Genomic DNA, 22589 nt, shown 5'->3' on the forward strand with positions numbered 1-22589 from the left:
ATCTCTTTTCGAGTTATAAATTTAGTCTAAAAATATCAAAACTTGCCCCTTTTTGTATTGTTGTGCCTTAAAAGCTTTACAAAAAAACACAATTGACCAATTTAAACCTAATTGATTATATTTTGATCTTTTAGTATTATGCTTCGATTTTTTGCCTATATAATTTTTGAGGTTACTCATGCGAGATTTAAGTCAATTGCCCATTTTTAAAAACTCTGAGTCTATTTTAGCCGATCTCAAAGAATATCGAGATCAACCCGAAATGCAGGAAGGCTCCAAGAGCTTAGTTAATGCATTGCATAAAAGAGAAATGTCTTCCTCGGTTTTTTTCCATGATGACCTTCCTAAGTATGCATTAATTGCACTTCAAGACGAAGAGATAACTGAAGCACAATTTATTTCCATGTTACTTATTTGGGCTGCGTTTAAAGACTACCCCCAAAAAGAGCAAATTTCGTGTCAGGCTTATCAGTTAACGGAAGAGGATAAAGGTACAAAACAGAAGTTAAACGAATTTCTGAGTATTCAACATGTGGGGAATAATTTTTTTGGGGATGAGGTATTAAACGATGAAATGGATGATAAGTCGAAGGAACGGTTATTTGAATCCTTATTTAAGAAAGATGTTCCAGAATCAGAGCGTTGCTTTTATACCTTTACCGTTAAAAATCCTGGTGAACAATTTGGAATTTTTGAAGCGATTGCTCGAACTGGTTTTGATTTATTTATGCCAAGGAAAAAAAAGGAAGGGGCATACGAATTTATTATTCCTTCAATGACAATGATTCAGTCTACTCTCAATGTATTAGCACAAAAACCAAGGAAACTCCTCGCACGAATTGGTGATGATGATTTTGATGATGTTTATGAGATGCATAAGCAAGATGCACACCCATTTGGTATAAGTTTTCCTGGCAAGTATGAGAAAACAGAGGCTGATAATCTTAAGTCGGGTCGTTTTGGCTTCGCATTGCATGATCTCTACCATGTTGTGCTCTTATCTTTTACCTCCGAAGCACATAAAGCAGTTTTTAATTCAATGATTGACTTAGGAAAGAAACTACACGCGACAGCAAATAATCAACATAAAAGAAGCTATAGCGAAGCTGTTGGTTCTTTAATAGATAATGAATTTCGGCAGTTTGTTAGGGGTTATACCCTAGGGCAAGTGATCACAGAACAGCAAAAAAGGCTTTTAAACAGTAATGAATATGCTGTGATTACTGGAATGGTGGGTGTTTTAACTAAATCAACATACTATTCTAATCAGATAAATAATTTTTATTTAGAGGTTGATAGAAAGGGAGACGAGGAAGACGAGCTAATTAAAAAACTCGAACAAATTAACCCAAAACATTCACTCGCTGAAAAATTACAGTTTTGCCGCGAGTTATTTGCGCAAATTTTTCAATCTAATGGAATGTTAAACCAACAACAGGTTCAGCTAAATCGTTTAGTTGATATCTTATTTTCAGAAGAAGCCGTTGCAACGACTTTTGAGCTGGATAAATTAAATGTATTAGACTTTACTGGTTTTATGGATGCTTATAAAACTACTTTTGGTGTAGTCCAACAACAAATGCTGCTTTGTATGCAGGATCCTGAAAATCAAAAGAAATATTCCTGGCTGAAAAGTTATTTTGGTATTGCTAAACAATTTCAAGAAGCCGTCCAAGGCAATGATGTTGAGCAAATTAAGCAGCTGCTTTCGGATAAAGAATACCTTAAATATTATCTAAGCATTGACCGAATTCATGGTGTAGAACCTTCGCTGGTAGAACAAGCTGTGCAATTAGGCCATATGGATATTGTCAGATTACTCCACTCCAATGGGGCATCACTAAATAGTCTTATGCTTATTAAAGCCTTTAAAAATAAAGATCTTAAAATGTTGCGTTATCTGTTAGAAGAGGGCGCTAATCCCTCCCAACCCGATGAGAAAGGACTAACCGTTATAGATTATTGTCTCGAGTCAGGTGATATCGAAGGATTAAAAGCGGTTTTAGCTTACACCAGCCTAGGACGACATCATTTGGAATACTTGCGCGCCAAGGGATTGAAAATACATCCAGATTGTTTTCCAGTATTGGAACGTTATGAACAATTTAAGACATCTTTATATGACATAAGGCATTGTTATGATGCAGATAAAAGAATGTTGCTTCTTGAAGAGCTGGTAAAATCTAATACCGATGGCTTCTCTTACCTAACTCAAATGGAATTTGATCGTTCGCCTAGTGCAATATCTGCAAGTCATGCCGAATACTACCAAGCTCCTAACTCTCATATGTACCTAAATATTTTGAGTCGTTTAGAAGTAGAAGAGATTCGCTTTTTAAATAAGCATCAAAAGCTGAACTTCAATCAAATTGATGAACAGGGGGATTCAGTGTTCCTTAAGTTGATTACAGAAAATACTGGCGATGATAAAAAAAAGGAAATTGAGAGGTATCGATTTCTTGTTGCGCTAGGAGCTCATGTGAACTATGTTAGTCCAAAAGGAAAGTCAGCCCTCAGCCAAGTATTCAAAGAAAATAAATTTTATCTGGTTGAACATTTAGTTCAAGATGGCGCTAAGTTTCATTTTGAAGCGGCTGGTTCTATGTATCTCAATTCATTACTCAGTTATCTGGCAAAATATTCTGAAGGTAGCTCATCGTTTAAGGATGCATTTAGATTAATGTTAGCTAATGGATTTGAGCTCAACAAGAAAGAAGCGATTGCTATTCCTAAAGGATGGTTCGATTTAAATCCGAAGATTAAAATTGTTAGCCCATGGGCCCTAATGCGAGACAATAACCTCCAAAATGTCAATCTATCTCCTCAACTCCGCATGTTATGCGTCGAAAATGGAGCAGACCCAAATGAATTGAGCTTTAGTGGCAACCTGGAATTGAATGTGGCCATCAACAATGGATGGGATGACTATGTCATGCTTCTATTGAGCAATGGGGCGGACCCAAATAAAACCGATAGTAATGGCTTAACTCCCTTGCATGCGGCGGCAAAAAAAGGAAATGAAAAAATGATGAGCTTGCTCAAGAGTTTTGGTGCTCAATCGACTGTCAATTGGCGAGGCAAAACACCAGAAGCAGTATTAGAAGAAATTCGATCAGAACCACACGTTTCAGCTCTTAGCCTATTCAAACCTGTAGGTGTTGATATCTCTGAACAACGGGTTAACCATACGGCCTCTTTAAATTAAGCACTTCATTGCGTATACGTATATGGGGTCAGGCCTTGAATCTTGAATTGCAACTCAATAAAAAAAGTTATTCAAGGTTCAAGGCCTACCTCCGAATCTTCTATTATGGAAACTGATTACATCATTTCGTAAAAAAATTGTATTCATCAAGAGATTGTCGGGATTTTTCAAGATTATATACAGCAAGTAGGTTGGCTCGCGACCCAACAACAACCCACTCTCCATATAACTCTTCACTAAAATCATCTCGATAAGCCCAATTTTCAGGCAAAACTCATCTAATATTAACTGATTGTATAGGCACAATAATTTATCAAATACAGAGCCTTTATTATTTAAAATAAATTATCAATAAGCTGGCTATGACCATAACGGTTACTCCTGTGCGCATCTTAAAATAAGAGCGGTCCTCATATTGGTGTTTTAGCAACCAATAATCCAAACACCAAAGAAGCAAGTAAATGGGGACTAAAAATGCTGGATAAGTCAATGTATTACTACTGCCCCATAGAACCCATAGGATTAACACGATTAGAACACTTGCAAGAAGAATCAGGCTGTGAGATGAATTAGAGCGCACCACATATCCCCAAATAGTTCCAGCCATAAAACCAGCAATAAGTGTCGCATAAGAGTTAAGCAAAGGTTGAGTGACACCTAAATAAGGAAGCTCGGTGATTCCTAAAAGAGAGCAAAATGCAGCAATAAGAAAAGGGAGGGCTCCTAAATAGGTTAAATAGATAACGAGACTGTTTTTTTGTACCATTGCATTTTCCCTCTTTCAGCTATTGACTCGTAGGAATGTTTTAATCCAATAATTTTGATTAAATCTCAATAAATAGATTGTTCGTCTCAATGTAACAAAAAATCTTTGCTCACGTAAGTTCTATGTTTTTATGAATATCTTTAATTCATTAACAGAGCGAATTTATCTGCTATTAAATTTAGTGGTTTTTCGATGAAAAATATTGAACTTTTAAACTTCATCAAGCATAGTGAATTTAATTTTCTTTTTTGCGAAATTTCACGATGGGTCATTATTTGATTATTGCAGCAAGCAGTGCAATAGGGCAATCGGTTACAACTTTGTTGACCAGGCGTGGCGATAAAGTATTCACCACGGCAAGGGATAACCATAAGATTCATCCAGACTTTATACTCGATGCCAGCAATTTTGATGCAGTTAGCGAAGTTTTTCATCAAGTCGGCAGCATTGACGGTGTTGTAAATTGCGCAGGTTCGTTACTTTTGAAAAGTGCTCATGCGACAACATTTGCAGACTACCAGGCCTGCATTAATGCTTCTTTAACCACCTCATTTGCAACAGTTCGTGCTGCAGGTCTGATGATGAAAAAAGGCGGTTCAGTCGTATTGATTTCATCCGCAGCCGCATTAGTTGGACTTGCAAATCACGAGGCGATTGCCGCTGCAAAAGCGGGAGTTATAGGTCTTGCTCAAGCAGCAGCAGCTACTTATGCCCCCAATAATTTAAGAGTCAATGTGGTAGCGCCAGGAATGGTCTCGAGCCCATTGACGTCTCCTTTGTTAAATAATCAATTAGCTCATAATGCATCCAAAGCAATGCACCCTTTAGGACGTATTGGGACACCAGAAGATATTGCTCAAGCGATTATATTTTTACTAAGTCCAGAAAATAACTGGATAACCGGACAAGTTCTTGCTGTTGATGGAGGCTTAAGCCATGTCCGACCCAAGATGAAAATTTAACTCACTAATAAAAAACAAGTTATGACAAAACTCTGCTTTATTTTAGGCGATCAATTGAGTGAAACTTTGTCTGCACTGAGTGACATCAATAGGCATGATGATATTGTACTGATGTGTGAAGTTAAAGAAGAAGCAACTTATGTCAGTCATCATCCTAAAAAAATTGCCTTTTTGTTTTCTGCAATGCGTCATTTTGCTCAAGCACTTAAAGATAAAGGATATTGTATTCACTACATAAAATTTGATGATCCAGATAATCAGGGAAGTCTGATCAAGGAACTCATACGGGCCGTTGAAAAAATAAAGCCTTCAGTAATTAATCTTACTGAACCAGGGGAATGGCGCATTCTTCAAATGTTTGAGGATTTGCAAAGTAAATTACCTGTTCCATTAAGAATTTTCGAGGACAATCGCTTTCTATGCCCAATCAACGAATTTAAAGATTGGTCCAAAGGAAAAAAACAACTGCGCATGGAGTTTTTTTACCGGATGATGCGTCAAAAATATCGGATTTTAATGGATAACAAGGGCAATCCAATCGGGGGCTCTTGGAATTATGATGTGCAAAATCGTAATCCTGCAAAACACATTCCCTCATTTCCAGAACGCTTGGATTATCCAGAAGATGAGATTACCACCGAAGTTTTGCAAGTGGTGAAAAAACATTTTTCAAAACATTTCGGTCAATTATATCCCTTTGATTTGGCAGTGACTCGTGCCGATGCATTATCGGAAGCACATTATTTTATTGAGCATTGCCTCATCTCTTTTGGCAACTATCAGGATGCAATGCGAACCAATGAAACCACTTTGTATCATTCAAAACTGTCGTTTTATCTTAATGTCGGGCTGTTATTACCCCTAGAACTTTGTCGTATTGCAGAACAAGCCTACCTAGAACAAAAAGCACCTCTTAATTCAGTAGAAGGATTCATACGTCAGATTCTAGGCTGGCGAGAATACATTCGTGGTATTTATTGGCAATTTATGCCCGCTTACAAAGAAATGAATTACTTTCAAGCTACAAGAGATTTACCTGCTTTTTTCTGGGGAGCAAATACTCAAATGTTTTGTATTAAGGAAGTAGTTCGCCAAACTTCGGTAGAGGCTTATTCGCATCATATCCAGCGACTCATGATAACCGGTAATTTTGCATTACTTGCAGGCATCAATCCTAAACAAGTCTGTGAGTGGTATCTTGCAGTTTATGCTGATGCGTATGAGTGGGTAGAACTCCCCAACACCCTAGGCATGGCACTTTATGCCGATGGGGGGTTGATGGCAAGCAAGCCCTATGCTGCCAGTGGAAAATACATTCAACGCATGAGTAATTTTTGTGAATCATGCTCCTATGATCCAAATGTTTTATTAGGAGAAAAAGCCTGTCCCTTTAATGCATTATATTGGAATTTTCTGAAACAAAATGAAGACAAGCTGAAACATAATCCTCGACTTCATTATGCTTATATGAACTGGCACAAAATGGCCCCTGATAAAAGAGAAGCCATATATACTCAGGCACGAGAAATATTAGCTTCCTTAGATTCAGGCCGTCTTTAGGCTTGCGTATTAAGAATCCAAATGATCCCATTGAGATAACTTGCAAAAACAAGCCAGAAAAAATAAGGGGTTAGGAGTAAGGTAATTTCTTTTTGCTTATTTTTGATGGTCATTAAAACAATGGCTGCATTTAAAGCCACCATAACGACTATCCATAAAAAACTAAATCCCAACCAATGCAGTTGAAAAAAAAGTGGTGTCCATATCCAATTCATAATCAGTTGAATAAGATAAAGACGAAGCACTGTTTTATTTTGAGGCTTATGCCGATTTTGCCACAAGGTAAAACCAACAATCGCAAGAAATGCATATAAAATTGACCACACCAGTGAAAACACCCACCCGGGAGGAGTTAGAATTGATTTATGTAAGCCTTCATACCAAGAATAGATATTCTCTTGGGTCAATAAACCTAAGAAAAATCCAATGACCTCAAAAAATAAAATCCAAACAATCAGTTTAATTCCGCTTTCTTTACGCAAAATGCTCTCTCCATAGTTGCATGAGCCCCTCCCGAAATGAAGGATACTGTAAAACAATATTCAGTTCTTTTTTTATTTTTAAATTAGACACACGACGATTGCTCCAATAGAATTCTTGCTCTCTTGGTGATAATGAGGCTTCTTCAAACGGAATTAGAGGCAATGGCGATTGTTTCAATAACGAAGCAGCATAAGCATCAACCTCATGCGATGCAGCTGGCTCATCATCAGCGACATTGTAGGTAGATAAAGGATGTGGGTTCTTTATTGAAGCAAGAAGCACGGACACAATATCATCAACATGAATACGCGAAAAGACCTGGCCTTCTTTAAAAATACTGTACTTTTTCCCCGATATAATTCGCTCAAGTGGATTTCTTTGCGGTCCATAAATTCCTGCCAGCCTGAAAATATGTAAAGGAAGTTGATTGCTTTCTGCATAAGAAAACCATGCTTTTTCTGCTTCCAAACGTAAAATTCCAGAGGCACTCTTTGGTCTACAAATACTTTCTTCATCAACCCAATTTCCTTGATAATCACCGTAGACACCCGTTGAAGAAAGATAGCCTAACCATTGAATATGCGCCCTATTCCCCTGAATCAATTCTGCATAAGAAGACAACACCAGATCACCAATACGTGCATCAGGCGGAATGCTAATCAGTAGATGAGTGGATTGCCTGAGGTAGTATTCTATATCTGCAGCCTGAAAATCAATCAGGGTGATTTTTGCAGGATGAGTCATCGCTTTTTGGGTTTCTTGGCGTGTTGTTCCAACGACGTTAAAACCGAGTTGAATCAATCGCTGAGCGAGTCGATTCGCGGTATAGCCAAAACCAAAGATAAAGAAAGATGGTGTCATTTGAGATCCTTCTTTTTTAACTGATTGTAATAATTTAAAGCCCTCGTCCTGGCCTCATGGTGATTAATAATTGGCATCGGATAGTTTGTAGTTCGATAAATCTTCTCAGAATCTATAGATTCCCAAGGCGCATGGATTGATTGACTTTTTAATTGAGCAAGCTCCGGAACCCATTGACGAATATAGCTACCATCCGCATCAAATTTCTGACTTTGTAACACCGGATTGAAAATCCGGAAATAAGGTGCTGCATCAGCACCAGAGCCGGCCACCCATTGCCAACTCGCACTATTATTTGCTAAATCGGCATCGACAAGAGTATCTAAAAACCAATCGGCGCCCAAACGCCAATCAATGAGTAAACCCTTGGTTAAGAATGATGCAGCAATCATCCGGACACGATTGTGCATATAGCCTGTTGCCCATAACTCCCTCATCCCGGCATCGATTATTGGATAACCGGTCAAACCTTTTTGCCAGCAAGCTAATAATTTTTCATCGTTGTGCCACGGAAATGCATCAAACTCATTCCTGAAATTCTCGGATGGAAGTCTTGGGAAGTGATACAGTAAATACACTGAAAACTCTCGCCATCCCAGTTCTGAGAGAAAATGGTCCGCTGATGATAAATCACATTTCGGAGCGAGTTTTGCCAGTTCAATTGCTCTTACAATGGTCCATGGGCTGATCTCACCAAAATGTAGATGGGGTGATAAACGTGAAGTTGCATTTTTTATGGGAAAATCTCGGTTTTTTTTATAATCATCCAGTTGATGTTCTATGAACTCAAGTAATTTTTGTTGCGCACCCTCTTCTCCTGGAGTCCAATATTCTCTAAATCGCGCAGCCCAATTGATGGTAGGTAATAATTTCCACTCCAAAAGCTTATCGCTGTTCACTTCAATTCCAGCAGGTCGATGTTCTAAATGCATAGCCGCTTGAATATTAAGATTTTGTTTACAGTGGTTCCAATAGGGCGTAAAAACTTTAAAATAATCACCGTTTTTATTTTTAATTGTCCAAGGTTCATGAAGCACACTTCCGTTAAAACTTAGGACTTCGATACCCTGTTCGAGCAAAGTTGCTTTAATCTTTTTATCACGCAAAATAGCAGCGGGCTCATAACAGCGATTCCAATATACTGAGCTCACAGAAATGTTCTTTATCAAGTCTAAAATAATCTCCAGAGGATCGCCCTTGCGCAGAATAAGATTTAATCCAAGTTTTGCAAGGGAGTTACTTAAAGAGGTAAGACTATGATGAAGCCACCAAGCTTGTGCTCCTCCTAAAACACTATTTTGTGCATCATAAATATACAGCGGGATCACAAACTGATGCCGAGAACAAGCCTCGATAAACGCAGGGTTATCGTTTAATCTTAAATCGTAACGAAACCAGACTAATGCAATAGTCATATAAATCTCAAACAGAAACGATAATTTCAAATGTATCAATTTATCTAATAAATTAATAGAAATACGAAGAACCTTAAATCAATATCAAGAATTTATTACTGGAATAACCTAAAAAAAACGGTTTGAGTTTGAAAAAATTTCATAATGAAAATCGCTAGGCTAAAACCCATCACCGCAAAATTACATTGAAATTTTACTAGAGTCCAACCAGCGACATTCAGAAATGGTTCAATGCGACTTCCATAGCCTAAAATTTCCCTCCATAACGCCCTATCAACAACGAAAGCTCATAATGCTGCAACTGGTAATTCATTCGAGGAAATGGGCTCAATATCCCAATTGGCTTGGTGTTGTATTAATCCTTTTTCAAGTGCTGGCGCGAGAAGCTGGGATAAATGGCTTTCCTTATAGTATTTTATGAAACGAGAAGCGTAAGCAAATCGTTCACAATCAGATATTTTTTCATCACTAAGATGCTTAATAGCTTCCGAGCTTTCCGTACTAGAAAAAAACCAATTTAATCTTAATAGGCCCGATAAACCGCAACATCTTGATGATTTGTACTGATAATAATCTTTAATAACCGAAGCGATTTCACCAAGTGACAGTTTAGGATAATTCTCTTTGCTGTTATACATGAAGCACCTATCCTGTTGTGCTTGCTCTCTAAATAGTTCTAATTTTGTTTTTTTGGTACGGTCCGCTCGATGGGAATTTGATTTTTCTGCCAGGTTATTGGAGAGGAATTGAAGCCTGATTGCTCCGTTTTCGTGTTCTTTGTATTTTTTGAGTGAGTTTAAAAATGAGTGAGTCATGATGGATGCTTCTTTTGTGTTGGCATCAAGATAAATAAGGTTAATCTGTAGCCTCCCTTTAAAGTCATCAAACAAGCCATCTTCTTTCATTTTATCAGCCACTTCAGGAACTAATATTGAATTTTTACTTTCATCAGTGACCCTTAGGTGCAAGGACAAATTTTCAAAAAACCTTAAGGTTTCAGTTTTTACATGCTCAAGCCCTTGAAGGAGAGACTTTTTACCAGGCTTACCCGAGAATAGTACAGAAACTTTGCTGTTGTCCGGTAATTGGCTTAATTTTTTCTCACCATAGTAACAAACTATAACCTCATGATTTTGCTTTGCTTCTAATAATAACCATTCTTCGATGATTTTGTTTAGATTTGGCGGAACTTCTTTCTTTTTAAAAGGAACATATAAATAATAACTCATTCTAAAACCACCCCTTAAAATGTATCATTTGTGTAAAATTTTGTAATAATTATACAAAAATTCAAAACAAATGTATAGTATTTGATCTGCATGAGATAAAGATGGGCATGCTGTTCGGGGTGAATCCTACCTTATGCCTTATTTGAAATAGGCTTTTGCACTGTTCGGCCCAATTACTTTTTACAGTATTCACTCAGGATTTGAGACAATTTGGGTGAGTAAATCCTCTATCCTAGGAACATCTGTTCACCTCCTAAAACCAGGTGCCAAATGACCACAGTGTGCTACACGCCTTTGTGGGTCTTTGATGCATTATTTTCTACTCTGGTAAAAATTGACTCGTAATCCGAGCAAAATGATGAATATCGACTGATCCTTAGAGCTCTTTTCCATTAATTGGTGTCGATTAAAATAGTTCCTGTATTGTGGATTTTACTTTTCCAAATTCGTTGAGGAAAAGAAACGTACTAAATCTTTTAACTCTTCCTGTTGCACCTGGGCATTTATCCAATTAAGTTTCACCTGGGTAGTTAATTGCTCTCGTTGATTCACAAGGAACAAAGTACTGTCCCCTTCAGTGAATTTTTTTGTCTCTCCCTGTTGCACCTTTAGTGCCAAAGAATATTCTTTTTTTAAGAAAGCGACTTGTTGACGCATTCTTCTTATCCCAATATAAAGATTGGTGAGTTCATTTCTAAGCTGCTCATACATAAACTTTTTTTCCGCTCGTATTTGCTCCAGCTCACTTTGGGTACGAATTAATTTTCCTTTGGCTTCTCGTCGTAATACAGGAAATTTGAAAGAAACTCCGATAAAAGCTGCCTGAGGAATTAACGCAGGATATCCTCCACTACCGTTTTGCTTAAAAGTAGATGCTGTAGCATCCAAATTGGGAAGCAACTCATTTTTCGCCAAATCACGCTTAAGTCTTATTATTTTTGAGTAGTTTCGCAGTTTCTGTAATGCAGGATGGCCAACTAACTGAGGGAATCCTTGGGCTAATTGACGTGGCTGCATCAAAAGCTGGGAAGGCAGACTTTGTTCCGATGGGATTTTAGGGTTCCCTCGTTCATCTCGATAATACAAAGATAAATTTATTGCAGCTTGTTCGAATATCATTCTCCCTTGATTCAGCAACTGCTCTCTTTGGACTATTTGTTGTGTGTTTTCAGTGATTGCAAGTCGCGCGAGATCGCCCTGATTTGCTTGCTGTTCAATGGCAACTTGTCGCTTTCGCGCTAATTTTAATAACTCTCTAAAAGTTTTTAATTGCCACCCTGCTTCTACCCATTGCCAATAGGCTTTAATCGTTTCCTGATATATCTTAATTTTTATTGCTTCCATGTCGTGTTTTTTCAACTCAATGGACTCAGCGGTAGTTAATAAATCGGTTCGCTCCTTATCAATCAATCGATCTCGAAGTAAAGGTAATGATAAACCGGCTCGGTATTCTCCACCTGAATTCGTTAAGTAATTTTGATAATAAATAGGCCAGTTTCCATTGCCATTTCGATACCCAGCAAATAATTGGACTCCATTATAAAAAGTAGGAACACTAATCTGGGTATCTCCATAATTATTGATATAACCACCCGCTGGCTGGGATCGAGTGGTTGCATCAAGAGAGGGATCGAACTTTCCCAACGCACTCAAATGTGCACCTTGGGCCTTTGTAATTTCCAAACGTGCTATTTTAATTTTGGGATAATACTGAGTAACGCTCTGAAGCACCTTATCCAGGGTTAATTTATGGTCTTCACTTGCCACACTGACAACCGAGGGAAGACAACACATAAAACCTAAAATGAGCTGATATTTAAAACCAGCATGAGTAAAAAATCGAATCATGACGGATTCTTCCCTGGAGTACTTAACGAATTCTTTTCTGGAGTACTTTCGGGCGGAAAGCCATTAAATTGGCGCCACAATTCATACCATAAAGGGACTTCGCCTAACTGAACCCAACCATGAACACGCACGCCTTGCCTTAAAAATCGAGGTTGAGGCCAAGGCTCATCTGGAACAATGACGGCACGAAATAACCCCATTCCATTGTCGGTGGGATCTATAAAGGCTACCGTACCACCAAAAGTACCTACAGCAATTTCTGGCCAACCTCTAAATTGGATTGCAGGCCATCCTTCAAACTGTAATCGAGCTTTTTGATGAAGTTGAACAAACGGAATATCATTGCCATCAATCCATAACTCCACCGCGCGCGATTGGGTGTCGGGAATAATTTGCGCCAAAACATCTCCTGCTTTAATGACTACACTCTCTTGACCTGTCAACCGTTTAAAAATCACCCCCGCCACATGTGCTTTTATAAGTTGTGTTTGTTGACGGGCGATTCGCACATCAACATCGACTAGATCAATATTTGCTTGCGCTAACTCACTTTGGTATTTCGAATATTCAATTTGTGCCAATTCAAACTGACGCTTTGAATTAATTCCTTGCTGATACAATCTTTTTTGACGTTCTAGATTGGCTTTTCCGGCTATTATGGATTGCTGTGCTGCCTGTATCCGCAGTTCGATAGCTTTTTTTTCCAATTCCAATCGCTTCAATAATTGAGGATCAATATCACTGATTTCAACAATAAGATCACCAGGCTGTACCTTCATTCCCTCATCAACATACCATTTTTTAATGCGTCCATTGATTGGTGAGTTCAATGTATGAAGTCGCTCAGTAGGGGAATAAGCAATCACCTTTCCATTGCCAAGAGCAAACTGTTGCCAGGGAGTAAAAATTAAAAATAAAATGAGAATCAAAGCAATAAGAACAATGATTTTGGCGATTTTTTGGGGCTTGGGGAGTTTTGCGATCATCGTATAGGCATGTAATTTCATGGAAGCACCGCGTAATTTGATATTTCTTTAAATTCATGAGCTTGGCTAACTAAAATCAACAGGGTATTTTTTAAGTTCAGCAATGGTGCCATGAGCAAGTCAATTTTATCGCGCTCCAATCCATCAAAAGTGCGGTCAATAATAAGTAACTGAGGCTCAAGCAAGATAATTCGTACGATCATGAGTGCAATAAGCTCAAATTCTGTAAATTCATTTTGCCAATCATAAATAACCGCTTTTAAACCTAAAGGCTGATGTACTATTTTTTCAGAAAGACCGAAATGATTGAGCTGCTCCATAACCTGTTTAGGAGAGATACTCTTATGGTTTAGTACTAAGTTGTCATAAATGCTACCTACAAACCATTCAGGTCTTCGTAACAATAAACTGTATTGTCGAAGTGCTGCTCGATGCTTTTCATTGCATAATTGTTGATTAACTAAAACGTGCATATCATATTTTTTTCCGAATCCTAAAAGTGATTCAGAAAATGTTTTGCAACTCTGTGCATCTTGAGAATAAATAAATAGAGGATTATTGAAAGAGGCAATTGCTTGACTCTTATTTGGGAATTTTATTTCTATGGTTTGGATAGGCACAAATAAAGCATTGAGATCGATTTTAATTTCTTCCAAGGGTAAATTGAGGACTACATCAATCTTGTTCTTGGAGGCAATTAAATCGTAATAATTCTCAAGAAGAACACCAAAGCGTTTAAATGCATAAATCAATGCACCAAGAACAATTTCAGCAGCTACCAGTTGTCCTAAACTCAATTGATTTTTAATTACAAGATATCCTCCTAATCCCAAAAGGAGGCTACTTGAGAACGCAGCCAGCAGATAAAAACCAATTTGATGCTTAATCAGTTGTTTAAAATGAGTCTTTCTCGCATTTAAAAATGAAACCAAATGCTTGTCGGATTGTAACGTGGCGTAGTGATTGTAATTACTAAACCGGAATAAAAATCGATTGATTAGAAGTTCTTCAAGCCAGGCGCCCACTTGATGTTTTTCGGCACATTCTTTTTTTGCACTTTCTAATCCCTTACGAAAGGGGATAAAAATAATCAACAAGATACTGAGAATGATAGCCACGTCAAAAATGATAAATAGGGGATGATAAATGAGGAGAAGTAATAACCCCAAAAAAAGCTGTAATCCTAAATTAACCCCATAAAGCAAAAGACTGGCAAGTGATTTATTGATGGTAGCCACTTCAAAAAAACGATTGACCAGTTCAGGACCATGATGCGTTGAAAAACTATCAAGCGACAGACGGGTAAAATGATTGGTGAGGTTTAGACTTATTTTTACCATCAATTTTTGCTGAATGACTTCAAGAACTATAGTTTGCCAAACATTTAAGGCACCCAGTGCGGCCATTAAGATGAACACAATCAGACTCAAGGTCAGTACAGGCTGCATTAATTTTCCAAAAGCAATTAAATTGATTAATGTCTGTGCTGCAATCGGAATACTTAATGTGAATAAGCTTGCGATTAAGCTAATGAGGGCAATCGATATCAGTGTTGGTCTATCTAAAACATCAGTAATTGAATTCATTTCTTTACTTATAATCCTTTTTTATTCTTAAAAAACTAGTGCTTTAACTTTTTCAATAAAAAAAACTCAAGGGACTCGATTGCTTTATTGTGCTCTTTCTTTTTTAGCAAGGATACATGAATATCGTTTAATTTAGGTAAAAAATCCTCATCAAGTCGGTCAAGATCATTGGGAATCATGCTGCGTTGTATGGCAGTAATGCCTAACCCTGCACGCACCGCAGCCATTTTTCCAGTATAGCTTTGACTACTGAACACGAGACGCCAGTTTAAATGGTGGCTCTCTAGAGAATCAATCACGTTTCCACGATAAACGCAAGGTGTTGGTGAGAGCACTAGCGGAATGGGTGTGGTTTTATTGAGTTGAGTGAGGAGCTCTCTCTTGCCCACCCAATCGACTGACTCATTCCACACATCTACACCCTCAGCAATTTGATTTCTTTGATTGGTTTTAATCAATATCAAATCAAAATCGCCGTGGTTAAAACGTTCGATTAAATTTAGAGTCAGTTCGCACTCAACATTCAGCATCACCCGTGGATGCAGGCGTGAAAACTCCACCAACACATCCGATAAAAACATTGACGCAAAATCCTCAGGCAGACCAAAACGAAGTTCCCCATGAAGTTCTGGGGCTTTAAATCGATCGAGTGATTCACGATGCAGTTCATAAATTTTTTTGGCATAGCCTAAAAAAAGCTCACCATCAGGGGTCAGAGACAACTCGCGTCCGCGAAGAATTAATGGTTTTTCAATCAACTGCTCCAGTTTTGCAATCTGCTGACTCACTGCGGATTGAGTGCGTCCCACCCGAACGGCTGCTTTTGTAAAACTTTTGGTTTCTGCAACCGCCAAAAAGCATTGTAAGGTTACGGTATCAAGGCTCATTAGAAATCCTAATTGAAGATATAAAAATTATTAATTTTACTAATATAAGTTTATCTTATATATTTCCATTGTAGCAAAACATTTTCTAATGAGGAATGCTGTGAATACAATAATACTTCTTTTATCTGGCGCGCTTCTGGCATGCCCAACCCTCGCCCTGTTCATTAACTGTTTTAGTGGCAGGAAAAGAGCCGCCTCTGCCGCTCGCTGGGCAGGTGTATTGATTGGTTTTGGATTTGTAATCGGTGTTATTTTGTTAAGCTGCTTGCGCTTTTCAGAAATGCCGGTGATTTATCTACTCACCAGCCTTAATACCTTAGCCCTGTTATTGTGTACTTTAGTTTTATTGGTAAGCTTTATTGTTCATCGATTTTCACTAAGGTACATGGATGGCGACCGACTCTATTCGCGTTATTTTTGCACCCTCTCAGCAATTACGCTTAGTGCTGTAGTTATGGTTCTTGCCGATAACCTTTTTCTGTTTTGGTGCTCCTGGTCGCTAAGCAACCTCTTATTAATTGCTTTAATGGTTCACAAGAGCGAATGGACTGCGGCAAGAAATTCAGGCCGGCTCACCCTCAATACCTTGTTAGTAGGGAGTATCGGCTTGTTAGCCGCTTTTATCTTAATCACCTTAAGCACTGACACTGCATCCATTCAAGCGATAAATCAGAAAGATATAGCAAGTTCAGCAGTGTTTGTGCCAGCGATGACGTTGATGACACTCACGGCATTAACTCAATCTGCCATTTGGCCGTTTCATCGCTGGTTGATTAGCTCTTTGAATTCACCAACCCCTGTTTCCGCGCTGATGCATGCAGGCCTTGTCAACGGCGGTGGCATCCTCATTGTCAAATTTGCCCCGCTCTTTGCCGCATCGAGTCACTTACTCATGACTGTATTCATGCTTGGAACCCTCTCGGCATTTTTAGGAACCATTTGGAAGCTCATGCAGCATGACATCAAGAAAATGCTGGCTTGCTCAACTCTGGCGCAAATGGGATTTATGATGATGCAATGCGGTCTGGGATTATTTGCCGCCGCTGTAGCTCACTTGTGTTGGCATGGCTTATTTAAAGCTTATTTATTCCTCAATTCGGGCTCTGCGATTGCTCAAAAAAGGAATGAACCTAAAGCCACTGGATACAACCCGCTTCTCTTTTTAATTGCGTGCAGTGGCGGCTTCTTAGGCATGCTTGGTTTTGCGTTCATGACGAATAAGCCAATCCTGTCTCTGCAGGCAACCTCGTTCTTACTGGTATTTGCATTCATCGCAGGAGCACAACTGATGCTCACCGTAATGAACAATCGCTTGTCCATCATTAACACGACACTTGGACTCTTGATGTCTTCCTTAGCTGGTTTGCTATATGGAGCAAGCATTCATCTGATTGAAGCACTTCTTCCCAACTTAACCCAGTTTTACTTACCCAAGCTATCAATACTGCATCTGATTGCTTTAGTTCTACTTGTACTCCCCTGGCTGCTATTTAACCTTGGGTTTACGAAAAAAATTAAAGAATCAAATTTCTGGTGCTGGCTCTACATGAACTTATTCAATCTAAGCCAACCCGCCCCAAAAACGGTAACCACATTACGGTCTGATTATAAATACTAATTATCCTGAGGAGTAACCATGAGCAGAGCAAAAGCAATGGCGAATAAAGAGAAAATAAATGAGCAGCCTTTGAAAACAACGGCTTCAGTCAAAACGCCAAACAAGAGACTCGAAGTCCGTGCATTAGTGGATAACGCTGCCCAACGGATTGCCCCGGTTTGGCCGCTAGAAACGTTTATCGCATGCAACCCCTTACAAGGATTTGAAGCGCAAAGTTTTGAAGAGGCTTTAGCACAAGGCGGATTTCGACGAAAGGAAGTTGCCCGCAATCGTGCTTTAGAAAACGTCAACCTGCAGATGATTAAATGGTGTGGCGGTTTCTTTGATGCCGGACAAGGCGCTATTGAAATGCCCTATCGAGAAAAAGGGTTCTATTTTGGATTTTTGAAACTAGCGTGTTTTGACAAAAAACTTCATGAGAATAAGAAAGAGGCAAAACAATGGTTAATGAGCTTGCCTGAATCTGCTGAAGAGGCAATTATTCTTTGCCTGCAAAAACTTAATGTACCCAAAGAAAAAGCAGAGGAATTCATCACCCAAACCTTTCTTTATCTGCCAGGTTGGGCGGGTTTTGTGAAATGGAAAACTCACTGGCACCATCCAACAACAGAAGAAAAAATACCGGTTACACTCACTGACTTTCTTGCGGTGCGCCTGGTTATTACCTGTTTGCTCTGGCCTGAGGCTGGCCTGGAAAAAAAAAGCGAAGGAGATGGTTCTTTGGTTCAGGACGCTCTTAAAAAAATAAAAAGCAATGAAGAACACTACGAGCAGGCATTGCTAAAAACACTGTTACCTGCAGTCAATCAGCCGGCAACAAAGACTCAAAGAGCAGATGCGCAACTGGTGTTTTGTATTGATGTCCGCTCTGAACCTATTCGCAGAGCTATAGAGAAGCTGGGAAATTATGAAACTTTAGGATTTGCCGGCTTTTTTGGGATACCTATTCGTGTGCAAGAGTTTGAGAGTGGCAAAACAAAAGACTGTTGCCCAGTATTATTAAAACCCCGTTATCGTGTTGATGAAAAACCAAGCGCCGCAAATAAGGCCTTTATTGAACAACACCAACAGGGAAAGACGATTAAGAGCACCCTTGGCAAGGTCTATCAAGAATTAAAATATAATTTTGCAACGCCTTTTGCTTTGGTTGAAACCCTTGGGGCTTGGTGTGGCCTGAAGATGGTGCTGCAATCGTTAGCGCCTAACTATACCAAGAAAACAAGTCAAGCTTTAAATCACTTAATTGTCCCCCAAATCCATACAGAGCCCTCGTTTGAATTAAATGAGGCTAATTTGGAGCAAGGCATCGCGTTAAGCGAACAGATTGACTATGCCGAAACGGTATTACGCCTCATGGGGCTCTCTTCAGGTTTTGCAAAAGTCATTGTTCTTTGCGGTCATGGAAGTTCCACCGAAAATAATCCCTATGCATCGGCTCTAGATTGTGGTGCCTGCGGCGGGAATCATGGCGGCATTAACGCCAAACTATTGGCAGCAATTCTTAATAAAACGGAAGTAAGAAGGGGTTTAGAGGATAAAGGGATTCACATTCCAATCGATACCGTGTTTTATGGTGCTCTTCACAACACCACAACCGACTCTATTGAGCTTTATAACCTGAAATCAAGTAAAGTCATTTATCCCGCTCTGCTCAATCAGTTACTTGCCGATTTGGAGGAAGCAAAATCAAGCAATAATCTGGAACGGGGTCGCAAATTAAATTCAAAACATGCAGAACAAGACATTCTGCGAAGAAGTCAGGATTGGTCTGAAACACGCCCTGAATGGGGTCTTGCCCGCAATGCAGCTTTTATTGTGGCGCCACGTTCGTTAACCAAAAATATCAATCTTGATGGCCGATGCTTTTTACATTCCTATGACTGGGAACAAGACCCCGAAGGAAGCTTCCTGGAAACAATCCTCACTGCACCCATGGTGGTTGCTCAATGGATTAATACCCAATATTTATTTTCAACCCTCGATAATGTTGCTTACGGCAGTGGCAGCAAAATCACTCACAATGTCACCGGTAAAATGGGCATCATGCAAGGCAATGGCAGTGATTTAATGCATGGACTTCCTTTGCAATCAGTGATGAGAAGTGATAAAACCCCTTACCATCAGCCGCAACGCCTGTTGACTGTAGTTCATGCACCCAAAGCACTCGTCTCAAGCATTATTGAACGTCAAGCGGTTTTAAAAACATTGTTTTTCAATGAATGGGTTCATCTCATCATCATTGAACCAAGCGATGGTCAAGCCTACAAACTGAATCAAAATGGCACGTGGATTTTAGCTCGCTAATGAGGAGAAAAAAATGAAGGTGATTAAAGTTCAAGAACGAAAGGATATTGGCATCAACCTCCACCCCATGAAAAAAATAGAAATAATCGTTTCTGGTGAGCATGAACAGCTCATCAGCTCGATGATGGAAGAGGCAAAAGTCACAGGGTTTACCTTGTTTCGCAACATCTCAGGTAAAGGCCATAATGGATTTCATGAAGGAAAAATATTATTCAACGACCGAGCGTCGCTGATTATGTTTCTTGCCGTAGCTCCTGAAGAAGTCATAGCAACCCTTGCCTTAGGAATGAAAACCTTATTTCAGCAGAATTCGGGGGTCATGTTTGTTTCCGATGTTGATGTGGCCCGAATGGATTATTTCCACTCAATCAATGGAGCTTAATCATGCGCTATCGCAATCAGTCGGTTTTGCTTGCCTCAAAACATGAGAAAGAAAAAGCAATTGCCAAAGCTTTTTTTGATAAACTCTCGTGCAAGCTCGATGTACACGATTTCGATACGGACCAATTTGGGACTTTTACTGGTGAGATAGCAAGGACATTAAGTCCCTATGATACCTGTATTTTAAAAGCAAGACGTGCTGCAGAGCACTACGGCTATGAATTAGCGATTGCTAGTGAAGGAAGTTTTGGTCCGCATCCTGCATTTCCCTTTATTCCCAGTGACCATGAAATCATGGTATTTTTAGATCGCAAAAACAATTGGGTGATTGCAGAGCAATATACAACAACCAAAACTAATTATCGCATGATGACCATTACCCGACAAACAGAGCTTGACGATTTTTTAGAAAAAGCCGGTTTTCCCGAGCATGCTCTAACCCTGCAAACCAACAAGGATAAAACGGTTATTGCCAAAGGAATTAGAGACATCGAGGCCCTTGAGACTGCATTATCTCTTGGCTTCCAACAAGAAAATGAACTCTTTCTTGCAACGGATATGAGAGCCATGATGAATCCATTGAGGATGCAGGCGATTTCTGAACTCGCAGAAAAACTAGCTCATCGAATTCAATGTTGTTGCCCCAATTGTGATGCTCCTGGTTTTGGGTTTAAAGAAACCTCAGGCAGTCTTCCCTGCAATGATTGCACATCACCGACCTCCTTCTACCTTCACGAAGTTTGGGGCTGCATTCAATGTGATTATCGGGAGACTCACCCCAGGAAAGACGGCTTAGAAGCAGCTGAGCCGCAATATTGTGATTATTGTAACCCGTAAAAAAGTAACCCGATTAGGAGTATATTGAAATGCAAGAAAAACCTTTAGTTGGCATCATTATGGGCTCGCAAAGTGATTGGCCGATACTCTCTGAGGGTGCAAAAACATTAAAGGGTTTGAAGATTTCTTTTGACGCAGACATTGTATCGGCGCATCGGACACCAGACAAACTCTGTGAGTATGCACGAAACGCTGAAGAACGCGGAATACAGATTATTATCGCGGGTGCTGGAGGTGCGGCACATCTTCCAGGAATGATGGCCGCGATGACCAGACTTCCTGTTTTGGGTGTCCCAATACCTTCTTCTTTACTTGATGGCCTGGACTCACTGCTTTCCATAGTACAAATGCCAGCAGGTATACCGGTTGGTACATTAGCAGTCGGCAAAGCAGGCGCAATTAATGCAGCACTTTTAGCAGCCGCAATCCTTGCCAACAATAACCCGGAGATTTGCGAACGCTTAAATCAATACCGGGGCGCAACAAACCCAAAAGGTTCTTGATAACAGCAAACCCCAATTGGAGTCATTATGAAACTCGGTATTTTAGGTGGTGGGCAACTCGCAAAAATGCTGGTTTTGGCAGCCCACTCGTTAGGAATTAGTACGGTATGCTTATCCCCCGATCCTAATCCCTGTGTGCGCCATTTAACTCGCCTCATTTCAGCATCATTTGATGACGAGAAAGCACTTACTGCGTTTTGTAATGAAGTCGATTGCGTCACTTTTGAAACAGAAAACATACCCTTGGCTTGTGCTGAGTTCATTGCCAAAAAAGTTCCATTTTACCCCTCTACCAAAGCGCTGCAGATAACTCAAGATCGCTTTTTGGAAAAATCATTTTTAAACTCATTAAAAATAAAAACGGCTCGTTTTACTGCGATTGAAACGCAACAAGAACTGCAGGATGTCTTTATAAGTTGGAATAGCTCTGCCATATTGAAAACAAGACGATTAGGCTACGATGGCAAAGGACAATATGTTCTTCATGAACTGTCTGACTTAGCAACAGCCTGGGAATTGATGCAGTCTCGTGATTTGATTTTGGAGCAGTTTGTGCCTTTTGAGGAAGAGCTATCGCTTATTGCGGTGAGAAATCAGCAAGAAGAGATTCAATTTTATCCTCTCATCAGAAATCACCATCATCAGGGCATCCTTCAATGGTCCGAAGCCCCGTTAGAGAATAATTTATTGCAACAAAAAGCCCAAGACATTGCCAGAAAGATTATGGATTCTTTGGGCTATATCGGCGTCATAACCATCGAATTTTTTCACCACAAGGGCGAACTGATAGTCAATGAAATTGCTCCAAGAGTCCATAATTCTGGGCATCTAACCATTGAAGGGGCAATAACCAGTCAGTTTGAAAATCATTTACGTGCGCTTTTTTCTCTACCCTTAGGCCTTACGGAGCTTATGAGCAATTGCTTTTTAGTCAACTGCCTTGGCAAGATGCCCCCCATCCAAGCGTGCCTTGAGATACCCGGTACCCATTATCATGATTATGGTAAAACATCTCATCCTAAGCGCAAGGTTGGACATATTACTTTAGTCGATAAAAATCCTGACCGATACCAGGACAGCAAGCTTAAGCTCATCAAAATGCAAAATGAGTGGGCCATCGCTGATGGGTAGTTTATGACAGGTACTGTCAACGGCTAA

17 protein-coding genes and 1 pseudogene are annotated in these 22589 nt (G+C 39.5%); 9 read left to right on the top strand and 9 right to left on the bottom strand.

What is annotated here, in order from left to right:
* Positions 1-178: 178 nt before the first annotated feature.
* Positions 179-3205, top strand: coding sequence for an ankyrin repeat domain-containing protein (locus EL022_RS02005; protein ID WP_028381667.1), 3027 nt, complete (start codon positions 179-181; stop codon positions 3203-3205).
* Between the two features lie 331 nt (positions 3206-3536).
* Here EL022_RS02005 and EL022_RS02010 read toward each other — a convergent pair whose 3' ends face one another.
* Positions 3537-3971 (bottom strand): DUF3429 domain-containing protein, encoded by a 435-nt coding sequence (locus EL022_RS02010; RefSeq protein ID WP_028381666.1) that lies wholly within the window; start codon positions 3969-3971, stop codon positions 3537-3539.
* Positions 3972-4234: 263 nt separating this feature from the next.
* Here EL022_RS02010 and EL022_RS02015 point away from each other — a divergent pair, with 263 nt between their 5' ends.
* Entirely contained in the window at positions 4235-4933 is a 699-nt protein-coding gene (locus tag EL022_RS02015) for an SDR family NAD(P)-dependent oxidoreductase (RefSeq protein WP_028381665.1), read from the top strand.
* A gap of 21 nt (positions 4934-4954) precedes the next feature.
* Complete coding sequence (locus tag EL022_RS02020; RefSeq protein WP_028381664.1) at positions 4955-6493, top strand: cryptochrome/photolyase family protein; 1539 nt, start codon at positions 4955-4957, stop codon at positions 6491-6493.
* Here EL022_RS02020 and EL022_RS02025 read toward each other — a convergent pair.
* The 8 genes from EL022_RS02025 to EL022_RS02060 form a co-directional block, all read right to left on the bottom strand.
* Positions 6490-6975: a TspO/MBR family protein gene (locus EL022_RS02025; protein WP_028381663.1), complete on the bottom strand. Its 486-nt coding sequence runs from the start codon at positions 6973-6975 to the stop codon at positions 6490-6492. The genes EL022_RS02020 and EL022_RS02025 overlap by 4 nt on opposite strands.
* Positions 6968-7837, bottom strand: a complete 870-nt coding sequence (locus tag EL022_RS02030) for an SDR family oxidoreductase (RefSeq protein ID WP_028381662.1) — start codon at positions 7835-7837, stop codon at positions 6968-6970. The genes EL022_RS02025 and EL022_RS02030 overlap by 8 nt, the downstream gene beginning before the upstream one ends.
* Entirely contained in the window at positions 7834-9252 is a 1419-nt protein-coding gene (locus EL022_RS02035; RefSeq protein WP_028381661.1) for a cryptochrome/photolyase family protein, read from the bottom strand. The genes EL022_RS02030 and EL022_RS02035 overlap by 4 nt, the downstream gene beginning before the upstream one ends.
* Positions 9253-9539: 287 nt before the next feature.
* Positions 9540-10481 (bottom strand): hypothetical protein, encoded by a 942-nt coding sequence (locus EL022_RS02040; RefSeq protein WP_197718069.1) that lies wholly within the window; start codon positions 10479-10481, stop codon positions 9540-9542.
* A gap of 432 nt (positions 10482-10913) precedes the next feature.
* Positions 10914-12275 carry a TolC family protein gene (locus EL022_RS02045; protein WP_237761395.1) on the bottom strand — a complete coding sequence of 454 codons (1362 nt, stop codon included), beginning with the start codon at positions 12273-12275 and terminating at the stop codon, positions 10914-10916.
* Between the two features lie 50 nt (positions 12276-12325).
* Positions 12326-13336: an HlyD family secretion protein gene (locus EL022_RS02050; protein ID WP_028381659.1), complete on the bottom strand. Its 1011-nt coding sequence runs from the start codon at positions 13334-13336 to the stop codon at positions 12326-12328.
* Positions 13333-14901 (bottom strand): ABC transporter transmembrane domain-containing protein, encoded by a 1569-nt coding sequence (locus EL022_RS02055; RefSeq protein WP_035901077.1) that lies wholly within the window; start codon positions 14899-14901, stop codon positions 13333-13335. The genes EL022_RS02050 and EL022_RS02055 overlap by 4 nt, the downstream gene beginning before the upstream one ends.
* 35 nt (positions 14902-14936) lie before the next feature.
* Positions 14937-15788, bottom strand: a complete 852-nt coding sequence (locus EL022_RS02060; RefSeq protein ID WP_028381657.1) for a LysR substrate-binding domain-containing protein — start codon at positions 15786-15788, stop codon at positions 14937-14939.
* A gap of 88 nt (positions 15789-15876) precedes the next feature.
* Here EL022_RS02060 and EL022_RS02065 point away from each other — a divergent pair, with 88 nt between their 5' ends.
* The 6 genes and pseudogenes from EL022_RS02065 (at position 15877) to EL022_RS02090 (ending at position 22562) form a co-directional block, all read left to right on the top strand.
* A complete protein-coding gene (locus tag EL022_RS02065; RefSeq protein WP_126325063.1) occupies positions 15877-17406 on the top strand; it encodes a proton-conducting transporter transmembrane domain-containing protein in 1530 nt (509 codons plus the stop codon).
* Between the two features lie 18 nt (positions 17407-17424).
* The gene (locus EL022_RS02070; RefSeq protein WP_028381655.1) at positions 17425-19710 is read left to right on the top strand and encodes a DUF2309 domain-containing protein; all 2286 of its coding nucleotides are present in this window, start codon (positions 17425-17427) and stop codon (positions 19708-19710) included.
* Positions 19711-19723: 13 nt separating this feature from the next.
* On the top strand, positions 19724-20092 hold the full coding sequence (locus EL022_RS02075) for a P-II family nitrogen regulator (RefSeq protein WP_028381654.1): 369 nt from the start codon (positions 19724-19726) through the stop codon (positions 20090-20092).
* A 2-nt stretch (positions 20093-20094) separates the two neighbouring features.
* Complete coding sequence (locus EL022_RS02080; protein WP_028381653.1) at positions 20095-20928, top strand: DUF6671 family protein; 834 nt, start codon at positions 20095-20097, stop codon at positions 20926-20928.
* A gap of 29 nt (positions 20929-20957) precedes the next feature.
* Positions 20958-21462 (top strand): annotated as a pseudogene (gene purE, locus EL022_RS02085) (5-(carboxyamino)imidazole ribonucleotide mutase).
* On the top strand, positions 21459-22562 hold the full coding sequence (locus EL022_RS02090; protein ID WP_028381651.1) for a 5-(carboxyamino)imidazole ribonucleotide synthase: 1104 nt from the start codon (positions 21459-21461) through the stop codon (positions 22560-22562). Before purE ends, EL022_RS02090 begins: the two are co-directional and overlap by 4 nt.
* Positions 22563-22589: the final 27 nt, after the last annotated feature.

The organism is Legionella cherrii (assembly GCF_900635815.1).
GTDB classification, from domain to species: Bacteria; Pseudomonadota; Gammaproteobacteria; order Legionellales; family Legionellaceae; genus Legionella; species Legionella cherrii.

What these genes read in the sequence shown, in the direction of transcription:
- EL022_RS02015 (WP_028381665.1), top strand. Translation starts at nt 4,235, where the DNA reads ATGGGTCATTATTTGATTATTGCAGCAAGCAGTGCAATAGGGCAATCG.
- EL022_RS02005 (WP_028381667.1), top strand. Translation starts at nt 179, where the DNA reads ATGCGAGATTTAAGTCAATTGCCCATTTTTAAAAACTCTGAGTCTATT.
- EL022_RS02010 (WP_028381666.1), bottom strand. Translation starts at nt 3,971, where the DNA reads ATGGTACAAAAAAACAGTCTCGTTATCTATTTAACCTATTTAGGAGCC.
- EL022_RS02055 (WP_035901077.1), bottom strand. Translation starts at nt 14,901, where the DNA reads ATGAATTCAATTACTGATGTTTTAGATAGACCAACACTGATATCGATT.
- EL022_RS02075 (WP_028381654.1), top strand. Translation starts at nt 19,724, where the DNA reads ATGAAGGTGATTAAAGTTCAAGAACGAAAGGATATTGGCATCAACCTC.
- EL022_RS02040 (WP_197718069.1), bottom strand. Translation starts at nt 10,481, where the DNA reads ATGAGTTATTATTTATATGTTCCTTTTAAAAAGAAAGAAGTTCCGCCA.
- EL022_RS02050 (WP_028381659.1), bottom strand. Translation starts at nt 13,336, where the DNA reads ATGAAATTACATGCCTATACGATGATCGCAAAACTCCCCAAGCCCCAA.
- EL022_RS02090 (WP_028381651.1), top strand. Translation starts at nt 21,459, where the DNA reads ATGAAACTCGGTATTTTAGGTGGTGGGCAACTCGCAAAAATGCTGGTT.
- EL022_RS02045 (WP_237761395.1), bottom strand. Translation starts at nt 12,275, where the DNA reads ATGTGTTGTCTTCCCTCGGTTGTCAGTGTGGCAAGTGAAGACCATAAA.
- EL022_RS02065 (WP_126325063.1), top strand. Translation starts at nt 15,877, where the DNA reads ATGAGGAATGCTGTGAATACAATAATACTTCTTTTATCTGGCGCGCTT.
- EL022_RS02080 (WP_028381653.1), top strand. Translation starts at nt 20,095, where the DNA reads ATGCGCTATCGCAATCAGTCGGTTTTGCTTGCCTCAAAACATGAGAAA.
- EL022_RS02035 (WP_028381661.1), bottom strand. Translation starts at nt 9,252, where the DNA reads ATGACTATTGCATTAGTCTGGTTTCGTTACGATTTAAGATTAAACGAT.
- EL022_RS02060 (WP_028381657.1), bottom strand. Translation starts at nt 15,788, where the DNA reads ATGAGCCTTGATACCGTAACCTTACAATGCTTTTTGGCGGTTGCAGAA.
- EL022_RS02030 (WP_028381662.1), bottom strand. Translation starts at nt 7,837, where the DNA reads ATGACACCATCTTTCTTTATCTTTGGTTTTGGCTATACCGCGAATCGA.
- EL022_RS02070 (WP_028381655.1), top strand. Translation starts at nt 17,425, where the DNA reads ATGAGCAGAGCAAAAGCAATGGCGAATAAAGAGAAAATAAATGAGCAG.
- EL022_RS02020 (WP_028381664.1), top strand. Translation starts at nt 4,955, where the DNA reads ATGACAAAACTCTGCTTTATTTTAGGCGATCAATTGAGTGAAACTTTG.